The 17,682-nt window shown below is 75.2% G+C and carries 6 protein-coding genes; 3 read left to right on the top strand and 3 right to left on the bottom strand.

All coding sequences use genetic code 11. The features are described from left to right. The first annotated feature begins 254 nt into the window (after window positions 1-254). Together ACFV6I_RS25600 and ACFV6I_RS25595 are read left to right on the top strand one after the other, a co-directional pair. Entirely contained in the window at window positions 255-1,610 is a 1,356-nt protein-coding gene (locus ACFV6I_RS25600; RefSeq protein ID WP_380427839.1) for a Dyp-type peroxidase, read from the top strand. A 55-nt stretch (window positions 1,611-1,665) separates the two neighbouring features. Further along, the gene (locus tag ACFV6I_RS25595) at window positions 1,666-2,790 is read left to right on the top strand and encodes a catalase family protein (protein ID WP_380427837.1); all 1,125 of its coding nucleotides are present in this window, start codon (window positions 1,666-1,668) and stop codon (window positions 2,788-2,790) included. Window positions 2,791-2,874: 84 nt separating this feature from the next. Here ACFV6I_RS25595 and ACFV6I_RS25590 read toward each other — a convergent pair whose 3' ends face one another. Further along, on the bottom strand, window positions 2,875-3,780 hold the full coding sequence (locus ACFV6I_RS25590) for a hypothetical protein (RefSeq protein ID WP_380427835.1): 906 nt from the start codon (window positions 3,778-3,780) through the stop codon (window positions 2,875-2,877). A 267-nt stretch (window positions 3,781-4,047) separates the two neighbouring features. Between ACFV6I_RS25590 and ACFV6I_RS25585 the strand changes: the two genes are divergently transcribed. Then, window positions 4,048-4,974 (top strand): DUF4232 domain-containing protein, encoded by a 927-nt coding sequence (locus tag ACFV6I_RS25585; protein WP_380427833.1) that lies wholly within the window; start codon window positions 4,048-4,050, stop codon window positions 4,972-4,974. A gap of 106 nt (window positions 4,975-5,080) precedes the next feature. Here ACFV6I_RS25585 and ACFV6I_RS25580 read toward each other — a convergent pair whose 3' ends face one another. Together ACFV6I_RS25580 and ACFV6I_RS25575 are read right to left on the bottom strand one after the other, a co-directional pair. Beyond that, complete coding sequence (locus tag ACFV6I_RS25580) at window positions 5,081-6,550, bottom strand: condensation domain-containing protein (protein WP_380427831.1); 1,470 nt, start codon at window positions 6,548-6,550, stop codon at window positions 5,081-5,083. Next, window positions 6,547-17,538 (bottom strand): MupA/Atu3671 family FMN-dependent luciferase-like monooxygenase, encoded by a 10,992-nt coding sequence (locus tag ACFV6I_RS25575; protein WP_380427829.1) that lies wholly within the window; start codon window positions 17,536-17,538, stop codon window positions 6,547-6,549. Before ACFV6I_RS25575 ends, ACFV6I_RS25580 begins: the two co-directional genes overlap by 4 nt. Window positions 17,539-17,682: the final 144 nt, after the last annotated feature.

Below are 17,682 nucleotides of genomic sequence, written 5' to 3'. Positions count from 1 at the left end.
GGGAGTCCATGCGGAGTATCGGCGACCGACGACAACGCGGCGAGGTGCGTGCTCCGGCGTCGCGCGCCCGGCGTGATCCGAAAGAGAGCCCCTAGCACCCGGACACGGCCGACCGTCGGAGCCCGCCCACCATCGGTGGACCAGGTCGGCCGGTGCGAGTCGGCCGTTGCCGGGCTGTCCAGGCGGAGACAGATGCGCAGAGACATATGCAGAGAGACAGATGTGGAGACGGATGTGGAGAGGCACAAGCGACCATGAACACAGCGGACAGCGGCAGCGCGGCGGGCGGCGTGCGCGTCGAGATCGACGACGTCCAGAGCGGGGCCCTGCGTCCACGGCCCGTGCCCTACGAGGGACGGTTCGTCTTCCTGCGCGTGGATGACCGCCACGTCGGGCGCGCCCTGCTGCGCCGGCTGCTCCCGTTGGCCTCGGGCGGTCTGCCCAGCGTGGACCCGAGCCGGGATGCCTGGGTGACCGTGGCGTTCACCCACCAGGGGCTGAGGGCCCTGGGGGTGCCCCAGGAGTCGCTGGACAGCTTTCCGCAGGCGTTCCGTGAGGGCATGGCCGCTCGGGCGGAGCTGATCGGTGACGTGGGCGAGAGTGCACCGGCCCGCTGGGAGGCCCCGTTCGGAACCGGTGAGGTCCACATCGCGTTGAGCGCCCTCTCCTCCGATGCGGCGCAGCTGGAGAGGGAGCTGGGGCGGGCCCGTGTCGCCTACGAGGGCACGCCCGGTGTCCAGGTGATCTGGCAGCAGGAGGTCCACCAGCTCCCGACCGGGCGTACCACCTTCGGCTTCCGTGACGGCATCAGCCATCCGAACATCGAGGGCGTCGGGCTGCCCGGCTCCAACCCGCAGGAAGCCCCGATCAAGGCCGGCGAGTTCATCCTCGGCTACCCCGACGAGACCGGCGGCCTGCCGCCCGTGCCCAGCCCCGACGTCCTGGGACGCAACGGGACCTACGTGGCCGTTCGCAAGATCCACACCAACGTGGCGGCCTGGCGCCGGTACCTGCGGGCGAACAGCTCCAGCGCCGAGGAGGAGGCACTGCTGGCGGCGAAGATGGTCGGGCGCTGGCCGAGCGGGGCGCCGTTGACGCTGGCGCCGGAGCACGATGATCCGGAGCTGGCGGCCGATCCGCGCCGCGTCAACGACTTCCTGTACCGGGAGAACGACGATCGCGGCTTCCGGTGCCCGGCCGGTGCGCACATCCGGCGCACCAACCCCCGTGATGCCACCATCATCGGCGACGCACGGATGCACCGGCTCATCCGTCGCGGCACCACCTACGGCCCGCCGCTGCCCGAGGGCGTGCTGGAGGACGACGGCGCCGAGCGGGGCCTGGTCGGCGTGTTCATGGGGGCCCATCTGGAACGGCAGTTCGAGTTCATCAAGGCCGAATGGGTCAACGACGGCAACTTCATCGGCTACCCCGGCGAGAAGGACCCGGTGGCCGGACACCACGGCGGAACCGGCAGCGTCACCATCCCGGAGAAGCCGGTCCGGCGCCGCCTGAAGAACCTGCCCAGCTTCGTGGTCACCCGCGGCGGCGAGTACTGCTTCCTGCCGGGTCTGCGTGCCCTGCGCTGGCTCGCCGAGCTGGAGGACTGAGGGCGATTCCCACCCCCTGAGGTCCGATCGCGCTCTCCGAGGAGAGGTCGGAGTCATGACAGCACAGTTCGTCCGCTACACGCCCGACGTCGAAGACGACGACCCGCACTTCGACCGCAACGTGCAGACGGTGATCGAGAAGACCGAGAGCTACATCGCCGAGTCGGTCGAGGCCGGTGGCACCGGACGGGCCCTGCGCGACGCCCACGCCAAGGGCTACGGGCTGGTCCGAGGGGAAGTGGAGATCCTGGCCGGGCTGCCCCCCGAGTACGCCCAGGGAATCTACGCGACTGCGGGAACCCACGATGCGCTGATCCGCTTCTCCAACGGCTCGCCCCACGCCGGCGCCGACGCGCGACTGGGTGCCGCCACCGGACTGGCGCTGAAGATGTTCGACGTCCCCGGCCCGACCCTGCTGGAGGACGAACCGGACACGGGCACGTTCGACTACGCCAACATCAACGGACCGGTCTTCTTCTGCAACACGGTCGAGCACTACCTGTTCATCCAGGAACTGTTCCTGAACGCGCCGGCGTACTTCTCCCAGGGCCGACCCGGCGCGCATCGGTTCTTCACCGAGTTCGTGACCGGGAAAGGAACGCTGGACCAGGAGGACTGGGCCTGGGACGAGTTCCTGGCCTTCCTGCGCCTGTCGAAGACGCCTCCGGCGAACCTGCTGCTGTCCAGCTACTGGACGATGGGCGCGGTCCGGCACGGGGACTACATCGCCAAGGTGCGCATCACCCCCGAGCCGTCCTTCGCCGCGGCGGTGGTGCGGCGCACCATCGACCCGGCCTCGGGGGCGGAGTTCTTCCGCCCGGCCCTGCAAGCCGAGTTGCAGGAGCGGCCCTACGCCTTCGACATCCAGGTCCAGCTCTGCACCGACCTGGAGCGCATGCCGGTGGAGGACACCACCGTGGAGTGGCCCGAGCAGCTCTCGCCGTCCGTCACCGTGGCGAAGCTGCGGCTGCCGCAGCAGGACATCTCCGGCCCCGAGAACCTGGAGAAGATGGACTCGCTGTCCTTCACGCCCTGGCGGGTCACCGCCGAGCACGCGCCCCTGGGCAACATCATGCGGGCCCGCAAGGAGGTCTACCGGCAGTCCTCCATCGCGCGCCACGAGCTCAACCGGCAGCCGCGCACGGAACCCCGCAGCGCCGACGACGTACTCGGCGCCTGACCCGGCCCACCACCGCGACGGTGCGTCGACCGGGGCGGTCGGCCCTGACAGCCCGCTGCCGCCGGCGTGCCAGGGCCCGGCCGGTCACTTCAGGGTGACGATCTTGCGCATGCCCAGGCCGGCGTTCGGGACGCCCGTCCGCTCGTCGGGAATCATGCAGAGCAGGACGTACCGTCCGGGCTGCAGGCCGTGGGCCTGCACGGAGGCGGTGCGGTCGCCGGACATGGCGCCGAGGCCGGTGGCCGGCCCGGTGAACGGGGACCGGGCCGGCAGGCCGCCCAGCGCGACGTCCCTCAGGTACTCCCCGATCTGCTCGTCGGTGGTGTCGGCACCGATCGGCCGCAGCTGCATCTCGTGGATCTGCTTGGACTCGTCGTGCACCAGGTAGGCCAGGTGCGCGTGGTCGACGTCCTCGGTCTGGAAACGCGGGCCCTCGGCCGTGTCCTTCTCGATCACGATGCCGTCGTCGAAGCGGACCTGGTTGTCGTTCTGGCCGTTCGTACCGACCAGGTTCAGTTTCCTGGAGACCGGGTGGGCCGGGTCCGCCCGGAACGCGGTGAGGTCCAGCAGGTAGACCGGCCCGGGGCTGACCTCCTCGGTGAACTGCTCGTGCACCTGCGAGGTGACCAGCGCCCCGCCCAGCAGGTCCGCCTCACCGTTCACCGCCCGGATCCCGGCGCCCGCGGTGGCCGGCGACGGGCTGACCGCGTCGGCGAGGTCCCGGAGGACCCGGTCGATGGTCACTCCCTCGTGCGGACGCAGCAGCTGCAGCTGCCGGCCGTTCGGGTCGTCCGTCTTGACCCGGAAGCTGACCAGGCCGCCCTTCGCGGTGTCCGGTGCCTGCAGGCCGGAGGCTCCGATGCTCACCTCGACGGGGTGCTCCTCCGGCGAGGCGGCGCCGGCCGTACCACTCGCACCGACGCTCGTCGCCAGGGCGAGGGCCGAGACGGTCACCGTCCGTACCACGCGCGCGAACACGTGCTCCACCATGAAGAATCCTTTCTGTTGGTCGCCTCCGGCGCGGAACATCCCCCACCGCGCGCGGCAGACCACGCCCCGCGCCGGAAGGCGACCGGTTCGGACCATCGGGCAGCGGGGCCCGGTCACCGATGGCGATGGTGCCTGCGGGCGCGAAGGGGCGCCCGGAGGCCTGGCCGGCCTCGGTTCGGCGGGCGCCGGGCGGATCGTTGCGGTCCTGTTGCGCGGGCAGTGGCGCAGCTCATAGGCGTTGCGGGTGGTTCGTGATCGCATCGGCTGATGCATCAGTTCGAGAACGCCGGGAATCACCTGACGGCCCGCCGGCCCGCTGCCGCTGTCGTGGTGGTCGCGGTCTGCGCGGCCCTGCTCGTGGGCTGCGCAGACGGGGCGACCGGGGTTTCGGCGGCCACCGGCGGTGCCGGGCCGTGCGGGGCGCCGGTGCCGTCGGCGTCCCGCAATGGGCAGGCGTCGCCCGGGCTCGCGCAGGGCGGGGTGCGGATCACGGCCGCCAGTGCGGCCTGCGCGGAGTACGAGGTGACCAATCCGGGGGACGAGACCTCTGATGTCACAGCGGTGTTCAGCCGCCTCTCGGCGGCCGGAGGCGCGCTGGACAACGTGACGCAGGTCGTCACCTCGCTCGCTCCGGGGGCCACCGCGAAGGGGCGGATCGAGCTGGACGGGCACGGGCAGGCGCGGCCGGGCGCCGGACCGCTGGTGAAGATCGTCCAGGTCCGCAGTGTGCCCAGCGCCGAGGCCTCGCAGCCGGGCGGCCCCTGCCCGGCCTCGGGCCTGCGGCTGTACGCGGACGACGGCGACGCCGCGATGGGCCTGCGCGTGGTCGGCCTGCACCTGCGCAACTGCGGGACGTCCGCGGTGTCCGTCAACGGCTACCCGAAGCTGCAACTGCTCGACGTGGAGCACCGGCCGGTCGACGGGGTGCGTTTCCTGTCCGGCGGCGCCGGGATCGCCAGCGGCACCGGCGCGGACGACCCGCCGCAGGAGATCGTGCTGCGCCCGGGAGAGGGCGCCCGGTCCACGCTGGTGTGGCGCAACACCGTGGAGGCGGGCAACCCGGTGAACGCCCCTTACGTGCGGGTCCGGGCCACCCCTGACGCGGCCCCGGTGATGGTCGTCCCGGAGATCGACCTGGGTACCACGGGGCGGCTCGGCGTCGGCGCCTGGACCAGGGAGGACAGCCGGCCGTGAGCGGGGCGCCGGCGGTCCTCCCTGGCGTGCTCTCGTGCTGGGAGAATTTTCCACGGAAAATTCTGGTCCCCCGACCGCCCCGCCCGGGGGCGGTCCGTCCGGTCGGTCAGCCTGGCCGGTCCGTCAGGTGCCGGGCCAGGTCGTTCACCAGGGCGTCGAGCCAGGAGCGCACGGTGTCCGGGTCGAACAGGTCGGCGTCGTACTCGGCCAGGCCCGCGTAGCCGTCCGCGTCCGGGGTGAGGACCAGCAGGAGGTCGGAGCGGGCCGAGGGGCCCGGCACGTCCTCGACCTCGGCGGTCAGGCCGGGGAGGTCGAGGACGGCGGGCGGGGTGCTCTGCACGGTGAGCAGGACCTGCGGGTACGCGTCCGGCAGCCGGACGCCGCGTTCGCGCAGCGGTTCGACCAGCAGGCCGAAGGGGACGGTGGCGTGGTCGAGGGCGGTGGCGATCGCCGTCGCGGCCGTGTCGACCGATTCCCCGAACCCGCCCGGGGAGCGGGTGGGCAGCCGGATCGGGAGGCCGAAGGTGAGCAGGCCGACGACCCGTTCGTCGGCCGGCCGGGTGCGGTTGGCGTGGGAGAGCACCACCAGGGTCTGCGCCGCGCCGCTCAGCTCGCCCAGCAGCCGCGCGAAGGCGGCGAGCAGGACGGCCGAGGCGGTGGTGGAGCGGGCGGCGGCGTAGCGGCCCACCGCCTCGGCCAGTGCCGCGGGGAGGCGGAAGGCGGCCGTGGCACCCCGCCCGGAGCGCTGTGCAGGGCGGGGCCGGGCGGTGGGCAGCTCCGCCGCCGACGCAACGCCGTCCAGGGTCTTGGCCCAGTGGTCGGCGGCCGCGGCGACGGCGGCCCGGGTGACCACGGTCCGCTCCCAGCAGGCGTGGTCGGTCATCCGGCCCGGGTCCTCCGGCAGCCTCCCGTCCGGGCCGTACAGCGTGCCCAGGTCGGCCAGCAGAGTGGCCAACGACCAGCCGTCGACCGCGATGTGATGGAGCGTCAGCAGCAGCACCCACGCGTCGTCGGCGGGCCGCAGCAGCCGGGCGCGCAGCAGCGGAGCCGTGGCCAGGTCGAAGGGGCGGTCGCTCTCGGCCCGGGCGGCCTCGGCGAGCGCCGCGTCCCGAGCCCCGGGCGTGAGCGCGCGCAGGTCGGCGACCGGGAGCTGCACCGGGGCGTTCGGCAGCACCTGTTGGAGCAGGCCCAGGTCGGTGTCCCGGTAGCTGGTGCGCAGGCTCTCGTGGCGCCCGGTCAGCGCCGTCAGCGCGGCGGCCAGCCGTTCGGGCTCCAGCGGCCCGCGCAGGGCGATCCGCTGGGTGATGTTCCACACCGCCGGGTCCGCCGCCCGGGCGTGCGCCAGGTGCATCCGGCGCTGCGCCACCCCGGCGGGTGCGGCGGCGAGGGCCGAGCCGGAGCCGGTCAGGGTGGCCAGCAGCCGTTCCCGGTGGGCCCGGACGAGCCCGGTGGCCTCCTCGTCCAGCGCGCCGGGCGGGGCCAGGTAGCCGAGCCGGTCGCCGGTGGTGCGCAGGACGATCTCGCGCTCGTCGAGCAGCCGGACGAGCCGGTGCCAGCCATCGTCGATAGCGGTCACAGCGTGCCCTCCTCGTAGGCCGGGGCCTGGCGGTCCTCGGTCTGCGGCTGCTGGGCGGCCATCGCGCGGATGGTCGGGCGGCGGAAGAAGTCCAGGACGCCGGTCCGGATCCCGGTGGCCTCGCGGACCCGGTTCAGCAGCCGGGTGGCGGCCAGCGAGTGCCCGCCGAGGTCGAAGAAGGAGGTCTCCACGCCAGCGGGGCGGCCGAGTTCCTCCTCCCACAGCCGTTGCACGGTGCGTTCCAGTTCGGTGGCCGGGGCGACGACGGCCCGGCCCGCGCCCAGCGGCAGCGGCTCCGGCAGGGCGGCGGCGTCGAGCTTGCCGTGCGCGGTGAAGGGCAGCGCCGCCACCGCGGCCCACAGCCCCGGCACCATGTGCTCGGGCAGCAGGTCGGCCAGGTGGTCGCGGACCCGGGGCAGTTCGGCGGCGGCGCACTGCACGTACCCGGCCAGCATGGTGCCCGTCCCGGTGCGGCGGGCCGTCACGGCCGCGCCGCGCACGCCCGGGACGGAGCGCAGCACGGTCTCGACCTCGCCCGGCTCGATCCGGTAGCCACGCACCTTGACCTGGCGGTCGGCGCGGCCGAGGTACTCCAGGGTGCCGTCCGGCCGCCAGCGGCCGAGGTCGCCGGTGCGGTAGCGGCGGCCCTCCGGGGTGTCGGTGAAGGCGGCGGCGCTCTCCTGCTCCCGGCCGGGGTAGCCGAGCCCGACCTGGACGCCGAGCGCGTGGATCTCGCCGACCGCGCCGGGCGGGACGGGGCGCCCGGCGGCGTCCAGCAGCAGGATGCGGGTGCCCGGCACCGGGCGGCCGATCGGCGCGTGGTCCGGTCCGTCCGGGGCGACCTCGCCGGCCGTGACGGCGTGGGTCTCGGTGGGGCCGTAGTGGTTGATCAGCCGGCAGCCGGGGTTGCTGGCGAGGAAGGCCCGCAGCCCGGGGGTGAGCAGCAACTGCTCGCCGCCCGCGATCAGTTCGCGCAGGTGGGGCACCGGTTCGTCGCCGAGGGCGTCGACCAGCGCGGCCAGCGGGGTGTACGGCAGATGCAGCCGCTCGGCCCGGGTGGCGCGGACCACGGCGGCCAGCGCCGTCACGTCGTAGCGGGTCTCCTCCTCGATCAGCAGCAGGGTGCCGCCGCCGGCCAGCGTGGTCAGCACCTCCTGGACGCTGACGTCGAACCCGCAGGAGGCGTACTGCAGGGTGCGGGCGGCCGGGTGCTCGGCGACGTTCCAGGCCAGCAGCGCGGACAGGCCGAGGGTGTGCATCAGCACGCCCTTGGGGCGGCCGGTGGAGCCGGAGGTGTACAGCAGGTACGCGGGGGCCTGCGCCGAGGGGGCGGGCAGCGGCGGCAGTTCGGCGGAGGCGGCGACAGCGTCGGCATCGGCATCGGTGTCCGTCAGGACCGTCGGCAGGGACAGGCCCATCAGGTCCGCGTCCGAGGCGGTGAGCAGCACGGTCGGCGCGCTGTCCGCGGCGATCAGCCGGCAGCGTTCCGGGCCCTGCAACGGGTCGATCGGCACGTGGACGGCGCCGAGGCGCAGCACGGCCAGCAGCGCGGCCACCTGGTCCAGCGAGCGCGGCAGCAGCACGCCCACCCTGTTGCCCTCCCGCACCCCGGCGGCCAGCAGCCGGCCGGCCAGTTCGCCGGCCCGGGCGTGCAGCGTCCGGTAGTCGGTCCCGGTGCCGTCGGCGGCGACCACCGCGAGGGCGTCGGGACGGGCGGCCGCGACGGCGGCCACCGCCGCCAGCGGGTGTGCGGGCGCCCGCTGCGCCTCGGGCCCGCACTCCAGGGCGGGGTCGGCCGGGGCGGCCGTCAGCTCGGCGAGCGGGCGGGCCGGGTCGGCGACGGCGGCGGTGAGCAGGCGTTCGAAGGCGTCGAACAGCCGGTCCACCGTGGCCCGGTCGAACAGCGCCTCGGCGTACTCGACGTGGCAGCGGATGCCGTCCGGCAGGTTGGTGAGGAAGAGCGACAGGTCGAAGGCGGAGCGGTCCACCACGTCGTCCAGCGGGCGGGCCGTCACCCCGGGCAGGTCGAGTTCGAAGACGGCGTGGTTCTCGAACTCGACGAGGACCTGGAAGATCGGGTTGCGGCTGGTGTCCCGCTGCGGGTTCAGCTCCTGGACCAGGACCTCGAAGGGCAGTTGCTGGTGCTCGTAGGCGTCCAGCGCGCTGGAGCGGACCCGGTCCAGCGCCTCGGCGAAGTCCGGCTCCCCGGACAGGTCCAGCCGCAGCGCCAGCGTGTTGACGAAGAAGCCGACCAGGTCCTCGGTGCCCTCGGTCCGGTTGGCCACCGGGGTGCCCAGCACCACCTCGTCCTGGCCGCCGTAGCGCTGCAGCACCCCGGCGAAGGCGGTGAGCAGCACCATGAACAGGGTCGAGCGGCGGATGCGGGCCAAGTCCCGCAGGCCGTCGGAGAGTTCGGCGGGCAGTTGACGGACGTGGGAGCGGCCCCGGCCGTCCGGCACCGCCGGGCGCGGCCGGTCGGTCGGCAGGGCCAGCACCGGCAGGTCGCCGCCGAGCACCTTGCGCCAGTACGCGAGGCTCTCGTCGTACGCCCCGGCGGCCACCGCGGCCCGCTCCCGGACGGCTTCGGCGGCCGGGGTGGTGGTGAGCACCGGCAGCCGGGCGGGGCGCTGCTCCCGGGCGGCCCGGTACAGCTCGCCCAGTTCCCGGGTGATCACCACGGTGGACAGGGTGTCGATCACGATGTGGTGCATCGACAGCACCAGGACCTGCCGGTCGGGCCCCGTCTCCAGCAGCCGGGCCCGGAACAGCGGGCCCTCGGTCAGGTCGAAGCGGCGGGTGCCCTCGGCGGCGACCAGCGCGGCCACCGCCTCGTGCTCGGGCCCGTCGGCCGCGACCCGCTCCAGCAGCGGGCCCTCGGGCACCGGGAGCACCTGCTGGAACGGTTCGCCGTCCTGCTCGCGGAAGGCGGTGCGCAGCCCGACGTGCCGTTCGACCAGCGCGCGCAGCGCGGTGTCGAGTGCGGCCGGGTCGAGCGGGCCGTCCAGCTCGATGGCCTTGACCTCGTTGTACTGCCCGGTGTCGGGCAGCATCCGGTGCAGGAACCACATCCGCTGCTGCGCGTAGGACAGCGGGGCGCCGCGCTGGGCGGAGCGGCGCAGGGCGTCGATGTGCGGCATGCCGGAGGCCACCTGGTCGGGGGCGAGCCCGAAGTCCACGAAGCAGGCGATCTCGTCCGCGCCGGCCGCCCGCAGCTCGGCCAGCACCGACCGCACGCTCTCCGGGGTGCCGATCAGCGCGCGGGAGGCGCAGTACCGCTCGTAGGCGCGCTCCAGCACGAACTCCAGGTCCTCCTCGCGGGTGTTCTCGAAGTCCAGGGTCAGGCCGAGGCTGTTGGCCATCTGCCCGAACAGCGAGAGCGAGGAGCGCAGGTAGTGGCAGAACGGGCGGTACGCCTGCTCGCGGGCGGTGGCGAGGTCGGCACCCAGGTAGGTGTGGACGAGCACGACCACCCGGCCGGCCTCCGGGTCGAGGCCGTGCTCGGCCCGGGTGCGCCGGTAGAGCGCGACGTTCTCGGCGAGCTGGGCGACGTCCTGGGTCATCAGGTTGGTGATGATGCCCAGGTCGTGCCGGGCGGCCTCGCGGAAGCTGTCCGGGTTGCCGACGATCGCGGTGAACATGGGCGGCTGCTCCTGGAGCGGGCGCGGGTGCAGGGTCACCTCGATCGGCTCCCCCTTGCCGTTGCGGCCCCGGTAGGGCTCGCCGCGCCACAGCGCCCGGACGGTGTCGATCTGCTGGTGCATCAGCTCCTTGTGGCCGCCGTAGTTCTCGGGGAAGAACAGGAAGTCGTTGGGGTGCCAGCCGCTGGCGCAGCCCAGGCCGACCCGGCCGCCGGACAGGTTGTCGACCACCGACCACTCCTCGGCCACCCGGACGGGGTGGTGCAGCGGCAGGACCGCGCAGCCCGCGTTGAGCCGGATCCGGGTGGTCTCCCGGGCCAGTGCGGCGGCCAGGACCGAGGGGTTGGGGAAGATCCCGCCGAAGGAGTGGAAGTGGCGCTCCGGCAGCCAGACGGCGTGGAAGTCGTGCCGGTCGGCGAAGCGGGCGCTCTCCAGGACGATGCGGTACTTCTCGTCCTCCGGGGAGTCCAGGGGGTAGTCGCCGAAGAAGTAGAGGCTGAAGTCGACGGGGCGCTGCGGGTCGCTGACCGGGTGGTAGGGCGTCCCGGCGGGCTCGGTGTGGCCGGTACCGGTCTGGCCGGTGCCGGTGCCCGTGGTGCCGGTGGTGCCGGTGGTGCCGGTGCCTGTACGGTCGTCCGCCGCGGGCGCCGGCAGTGCGGCCGCCGGGCGCGGGGCCGGGAGCCGTACCCCGGGCGAGGCCGGGAAGAAGCCGCCGCGCCGCAGGTCGCGCAGCGAGTCGCGGACCGCGTCGGCCACGAACTCCAGGTCGCCGTCGGTGTGCGCGGTGGAGAGGAAGAAGTTGCGCCACTCCCACACGTAGACCCCGCGGGTCAGCAGTTGCGGGAAGAGCAGTTCCATGTCCGCCCGCGGCTCGAACCGGAACAGCGAGCCGAAGTGGGCCAGCCGCAGCGGGAACTCCTCCTCCTCGAAGAACCCGTTGAGGGTCGCGGCCAGCTCGTCGGTGCGGGCGTTCAGCCGCTCCTGCAAGCCGGGGCCGGACTCCTTGAGGTGGCGCAGCACGGCGCCCGCGGCGGTCATCGCCAGCGGGTGCTGGATGTAGGTGCCGCCGAAGAAGGTGGTGTCCTTGGGCGGGTAGCTGTCGTCCCCGTAGTCCCAGTGGCCGCCGTCGATCCCGTCCAGGATGTCGGCGCGCCCGGCGATCGCGCCGATCGGGTAGCCGCCGCCGAGCACCTTGCCGTAGGTGGAGACGTCCGGGGTCACGCCCCAGAAGCCCTCGGCGCCGCGCAGGTGCGGGCGGAAGCCGGTGAGCATCTGGTCGAAGATGAGCACGATGCCGCGGCGGGCGGTCAGTTCGCGCAGCGCGCGGACGAACTCGACCGGCTGGCGGCCCGGGTGGCGGCTCTGGACGGGTTCGACCAGCACGGCGGCGATCCGGTCGCCGAGTTCCTCGATCACCTGGAGGCTCTCCGGATCGCCGTACCGCAGCACCACGAGGTCGGCGACCGCGCTGCCGGGGATGCCGATCGACACCGGGACGGTCTCCCGGTCGGCGCCGCGGCCCACGGTCCGGCCCAGGGTGTGGTCGAAGTGGCCGTGGTAGGAGCCCTCGAACATGACGATCTTGTCCCGGCCGGTGTACGCGCGGGCCAGCCGGATCGCCCCGGCGTTCGCCTCGGTGCCGGAGTTGGCGAACGCGACCCGCTCGGTGCCGGTCAGTTCGGCCAGCAGTTCGGCGGCCTCACCGGTCTCCGGGCCGCGCGGGCCCAGCCGCAGCCCGCCGGCCAGGTGCTCGCGGACGGCGTCGGAGACGAACTCCGGGTCGTGGCCGAACAGCAGGACGCCGAAGCCCATGGTGATGTCGACGTACGTGTTGCCGTCGAGGTCCTCCAGGCGGGAGCCCCGAGCCCGGCGGGCGGCGAGCGGGTAGAGCATCTCCTTGGTCGCGGAGCGGAAGCCGACCACGGCGCGGCTGTCCGCGAGGGTGCGCCGGTGGCGGCGGGTGACCGCCTTGGAGGCGGCGGTCCGGGCCGTGAAGCGGGCGACCAGCTCGTCCACGTGGGCGCGCTGCTGCTCGGTCAGGCCGCCGGAGGCCATGCCGGACTCCCGGGAGACGGTCACCCGGGGGCCGTGTACCTGCGGGGCGGGCGGGGTGGCCGGCGCGGGGGCGGGTACGGCGGCGACCGGGGTGACGGCGGGGGCAGCGACGGCTGGGGTGACGGCGGGTGCGGCGGCCGGTGGCAGGGCGACGGGGGCGGCAGCCCCGGGGAGCCCGGGCGGCGCCACCCCGGTCCCGGCCAGCAGGCCGAGCTGGTCGCGCATCAGGTCGGAGAACTGACCGAGCAAGGCGAGCTGGCGCTCGATCAGGCCGGTGCCGTCGGCCACCGGGGCGAGCGCGGGCGGCGACGCGGGCACGGGCGGAGCGGGCGGGACGGGCGGGACGGGCGGCGCGAGGTGGACGGGCGGCGCGATCACCTGGGGCGAGGGTGCGGGAGCCGGTATCGGTGCCGCTGCCGGGGCGGGAACAGGGGCGGCGGCAGGGACCGGTGCCGGAGCCGCGGGGCGGGCGGGGGGCGGGTGGGGGGGGGGGGGGGGGGGGCGGGGGGGGCCGGGGGGGGGGGGCGGGCGGGGGGGGTCGAGAGTGGGGGGGGGGGGGGGGGGCGCGGTTGCGGGGCCGGGCGCGGGGGGGGCATCGGGGGCGGCGGCGGGGAGGGCTGCCGCCCGGCGGGCGGCGGCGGCCGCCGGCTCGGGTGCGGCGGCCGGCAGCAGCGCGTCCCGGACGGCGGGCTCCAGCCGGCCGGCGATCAGCCCGGCCAGCCGGGCCGGGGTGTCCGCCGCCTCGAACAGTTCGCGCATCGAGACCCGTACCCGGAAGGTCCGCTCCAGGTCCCGGATCATGTTGATCATCGAGAGCGAGTCGGCGCCGAGGTCGAAGAAGGGCTCGTCGGCTCCGACCGACCCCTCGTCGTGGCCGAGCTGGCGGGCCGTCTGCTCCAGCACCTGGCGCAGCACGGCCTCCTCGGCCAGTTGCTCGGGGCTCGCTGCGGGCGCCGATACGGGCGTCACTGCGACGGGCGCCGGGCCGGGTGCCGACGCAGCCTCGGGTACGGCCGACGGCGGAACGGGCTGCTGGGGCGGCGGTGCCTGGTGCATGGCGGAGTCCTCGGTGGTCGGCCGGTCGGGGGCGGTGAACCAGTGGCGGCGGCGCTGGAAGACGGTGGTCGGCAGGGGTACGCGGCGGGCCGGGCCGTCCGGCCAGTCGCGGGCGGCGGCGAAGCGCGCCCAGTCGAGCGGGACGCCGTGGGACCACAACGCGGCGGCCGCGACGCCGAACTGCCGCTCCGGCGGTGCGCCGCGCCGGGCGCCGGCCACGAAGTGGCGGTGCGGCAGCTCCCGGCGGCCCATGCCGGTGAGCGTCGGGTGCGGGCCGAGCTCAAGGAAGAGCTCGTGGCCCTGCCCGTCCAGGGCGGCCAGGACCAGGTCGAAGCGCGCGGTCTCCCGGGTCTGCCGGACGAAGTAGTCGGGCGTCGGCACGGTGCCGGGGGCCAGCACCTCGCCGCCCAGGTTGCTCACCAGCGGTACGGTCAGCGGCCGCAGGCGCAGCCGGGCGAGCTGCTCACGGAACGGGTCGAGCACCGGGTCGAGCAGCCGGGAGTGGAAGGCCCGGTTGGTGGCAAGCCGCTCGGTGGTCACACCGTCGGCGGCCAGCACGGCCTCGGCTGCCGCGATCTCGCGCGGCGCTCCGGCCAGCACGCACTGGCCGGCGCCGTTGACCACGGCCAGCTCCACCCCGGGCAGCCAGTCGCCGAGTGCGGCGAGCCGCTGCGGGCCGGCCATCACCGCCGTCATGGCGCCGGGCTCGGTCGCCCGGTGCATCAGCCGTCCGCGCACCGCGGTGAGGAACATCCCGTCGGCGAGGTCGAGCGCGCCCGCCGCGTGGAAGGCCGCGTACTCGCCGGCGCTGTGCCCGGCGACCGCGGCCGGACGCAGCCCGAGCTCCTGCCAGAGCCGAAGGTAGGCCGCTTGCAGGGCGAACAGCGCGGGCTGCGCCGCCTCGGTGGTCCAGGCGTCGTCGGCTCCCTCGGGCACGGCGTCGAGCAGCAGCGGCAGCAGCGGCTCGCCCCAGGCGTCGCGGTGCAGCCGGTCGCACTCGTCCAGCACGGCCCGGAAGACCGGGAAGGCGCGGTGGAGTTCGGCGGCCATGCCCCGGTACTGGGCGCCCTGGCCGGTGAACAGCAGCACCGGCTGCACGTCGCCGCGCCGGGCCTCGCGGTGGACGGGCGCGGCGCCGGAGGTACGGCCCGCAACAGGTGCTGCACCGGAGGTACGGCCCGCAACGGGCACGGCGCCGGAGGTACGGCCCGCCAAGTGGGCCTCCAGGCCCCGGCGCAGCTCGTCGGGGTCGGCGCCGGTGACGGCGAGGCGGTGGCGCAGCGCGCGGCGGCCGCCGCCGAGAGTGAGCGGCAGGTCGCCGGGGGCGGGGGCGGGCCCGGCGACCAGCCGGTCGCGGAGCAGGCCGGCCAGAGCGGTCAGGCCCTGCTCGGTGCGGGCGGACAGCGGAAGCACGGTCGGGGCGGGGCGCGGGTCGGCGGTGCCGGGCGCGGCTGGCGCCTCCTCCAGCACCAGGTGGGCGTTGGTGCCGCCGACGCCCAGCGCGCTGACCCCGGCCCGGCGCGGGGTGGGGCCGGCCGGCCAGTCCCGGCGCTCGGCGGAGAGCCGGAACGGGCTTCCGTCGAGCTCCAGCGCGGGGTTGGGGCGGCTGAAGTTGACCAGCGGCGGGATCGTGCCGTGCCGCAGCACCAGCAGGGCCTTGATCAGCCCCGCCATTCCCGCGCAGGTGTCCAGGTGGCCGATGTTGGGCTTCACCGAGCCGAGCGAGCAGAAGTCGGCGGCCTCGGTGCGGGCGCGGAACGCCTGGGCCAGCGCCCGGAACTCGATCGGGTCGCCGAGCGGGGTGCCGGTGCCGTGCGCCTCGATGTAGCCGACGCTCTCGGCCGGCACCCCGGCCAGGTCCAGGGCCCGGCCGACCACGGCGGCCTGCCCGTCCACGCTGGGCGCGGTGTAGCCGACCTTGAGCCCGCCGTCGTTGTTGACGGCCGAACCGAGGATCACGCCGTGCACGGTGTCGCCGTCCGCCAGCGCCCGGTCCAGGCGCTTGAGCAGGACGGCCGCGACGCCGTTGCCGCCGACCGTGCCGCCGGCCGCCGCGTCGAAGGCCCGGCAGGCGCCGTCCGGGGAGAGGATCGACCCCTCCTCGTAGCGGTATCCGGCGGCCTGCGGGGTGTGCAGGGCGGCGGCCCCGGCCAGTGCCAGGTCGCAGTCGCCCGCCAGCAGTGACTGCACCGCGAGGTGCACCGCGACCAGCGAGGTGGAACAGGCGGTCTGCACGCCGATCGCCGGCCCGGTCAGGCCCAGCCGGTAGGCGACCCTGGTGGCGGCGAAGTCGGCCTGGTTGCCGATCGCGGTCTGCAGCGCGGCCACCGGCTCGGCCGGGTCGGCGGTGGCGGCCAGGGTGTGCTGGTAGTAGTTGCGCAGCGCGTACAGGGTCATGCCGGTGCCGGCGAAGACCCCGACCCGGCGGCGCGGGTCCGGGGCGTCGTAGCCGCCGTCCTCCAGGGCCTGCCGGCAGATCTCCAGCAGCAGGCGCTGCTGGGGGTCCATCAGCGCCGCCTCGGTGCCGCTGATGCCGAAGGCCTCGGCGTCGAAGTGGTCGGTGTCCGGCAGCGCGCCGGTCACCGGGACGAAGTCGGGGTGGCGGTACTCCGCCGGGCGCAGGCCGGCCGCCGCCAGTTCGTCCTCGGTGAAGCGGGTGGTGCTGCGGACGCCGTCGACGATGTTGCGCCAGTACTGCTCGGGGGTGTCGGCGCCGGGGAAGCGCAGGGCCAGGCCGACGATGGCCACCCGGCGGTCGCCGCCGTCCGGGCCGCCGTCCCGGGCGCCGGGCGCGGCGGTGGCGGCCGTGGCTGCGGTGGACGCGGTGGGCGCTTCGGTCAGGTGCACGATCAGGGCGTCCACGGTGGGGTGCCGGAACAGCTCGGTGGGCGCAGGGGGCGCCGGCAGGACGGCACCGAGCGCGCCGTGCACCCGCATCAACTGGAGCGATCCGATGCCGAGTTCGGCGAGCGGGCGGCCAGGGTCGAGCGGGGTGTCGAGGACGGCCTCGAATGCGTCCAGGACGGCCCGGCGCAGCTCGGCGGTGACAGGGGTGGCAGGGGTGGGGGCGGCGTGGGCAGGACTGCCAGGGCCAGGCGGTACGGCTGTGGCCGGTGCGGTGGCCCGCTCGTCGGCCCGCTCGTCGGCCGGCCGTCCGGCGGGCCGTGCGGCAGGCGCTTCGCGGACCGGTCGCGGTGCAGTGGCCAGCAGGCGGCGGCGCGCGGCGGGGGCGCTCGGGTCGGGCCCGGCGTACCAGCGGCCCGGGGCGGCGGCCAGCAGCAGCGAGGCGAGTCGGCGGCCGTGCGCGGCACTCAGCACGGCGATGCCCCGGTCGGCGGCGGCCTGCTCGTGGTCGGTGGCGCGGTTCATGCCGACCCTGCTCCACAGGCCCCAGGAGATCGTCCAGGCCGGGGCCCCGGTCTCCCGGTGCAGCCGGTCGACGGCGCTCTCCAGGTAGCGGTTGGCGGCGGCGTACGCCGTGGAGCCGACGGCCTCCTGGAAGCCGACCATCGAGGAGAAGCCGACGAACTGGGCGCCGGGCCGCTTCCGGACCAGCTCGACGAGGTGGTCCGTGCCGGTCGTCTTGGCGCGCACCGCCTCGCGCCAGTCGTCGGGGCCGGTGTCGGCGAGCAGTGCGAGCCGGTAGCTGCCGGCCAGGTGGAGCACGCCGTCCAGCGGCGCCTGCCAGTCCCGTTCGGCCTCGGCGACCACCGCCGCCAGCTGCTCGGGGTCCGTCACGTCGGCGCGGCGGTAGTCGACCCGGCCGCCGTAGGAGGACAGCCGGTGCAGCGCGGCACGGCGCTCGGCCGCCTCGGCGGTCGGCGCGTCCAGGTCGGTGCGGCCGATCACGAGCAGCCGGGAGCCGTGGTCGCGGAGCAGGCCGGGCAGCAGCTCGGCGGCGATCCCGCCGAGGCCGCCGGTGACCAGGTAGCGGGCGCCGGGGGTGAGCAGTGAGCAGCCCTCGGCTGCGGTACCGACGTCGGGGGCAGTGGCGGTACCGCTTACGGTCTCGGCCGGTCCCAGCCGGGGCACCCACGGGCGGCCCTCGCGCCAGGCGCACTCCGGCTCCGGCCGGGGCTCGGCCAGCAGGGCGAGCAGCGCGGCGGCCTGCTCGGCGGCCGGTGCGCCCGCCGGCAGGTCGATGTGCCGGGCGGCCGGCACCAGTTGCTCGGCCCGGGCGCCGGCGGTCAGCGCGGCCGTCAACTCCGCGCTCGGGTCCGGGAGTTCACCGGGCAGCACGGCATGCAGCCCGGCACTGACGGTGACCAGCTCGCCGATCGGCGGCCGGCCGGCCAGGGCCCGCAGCAGGGCGAGCAGTGCTTCGTCCCGCGCCGCCGCGTCCGAGGGCCGCGGCGCGTCCTCGGGCCCCGCGCCCCACAGGTG

Source organism: Kitasatospora sp. NPDC059803, from assembly GCF_042732255.1.
Lineage (GTDB): Bacteria > Actinomycetota > Actinomycetes > Streptomycetales > Streptomycetaceae > Kitasatospora.
Note: the sequence above shows the minus strand (reverse complement) of the source record. Positions and strands in the feature narration are given on the sequence as shown.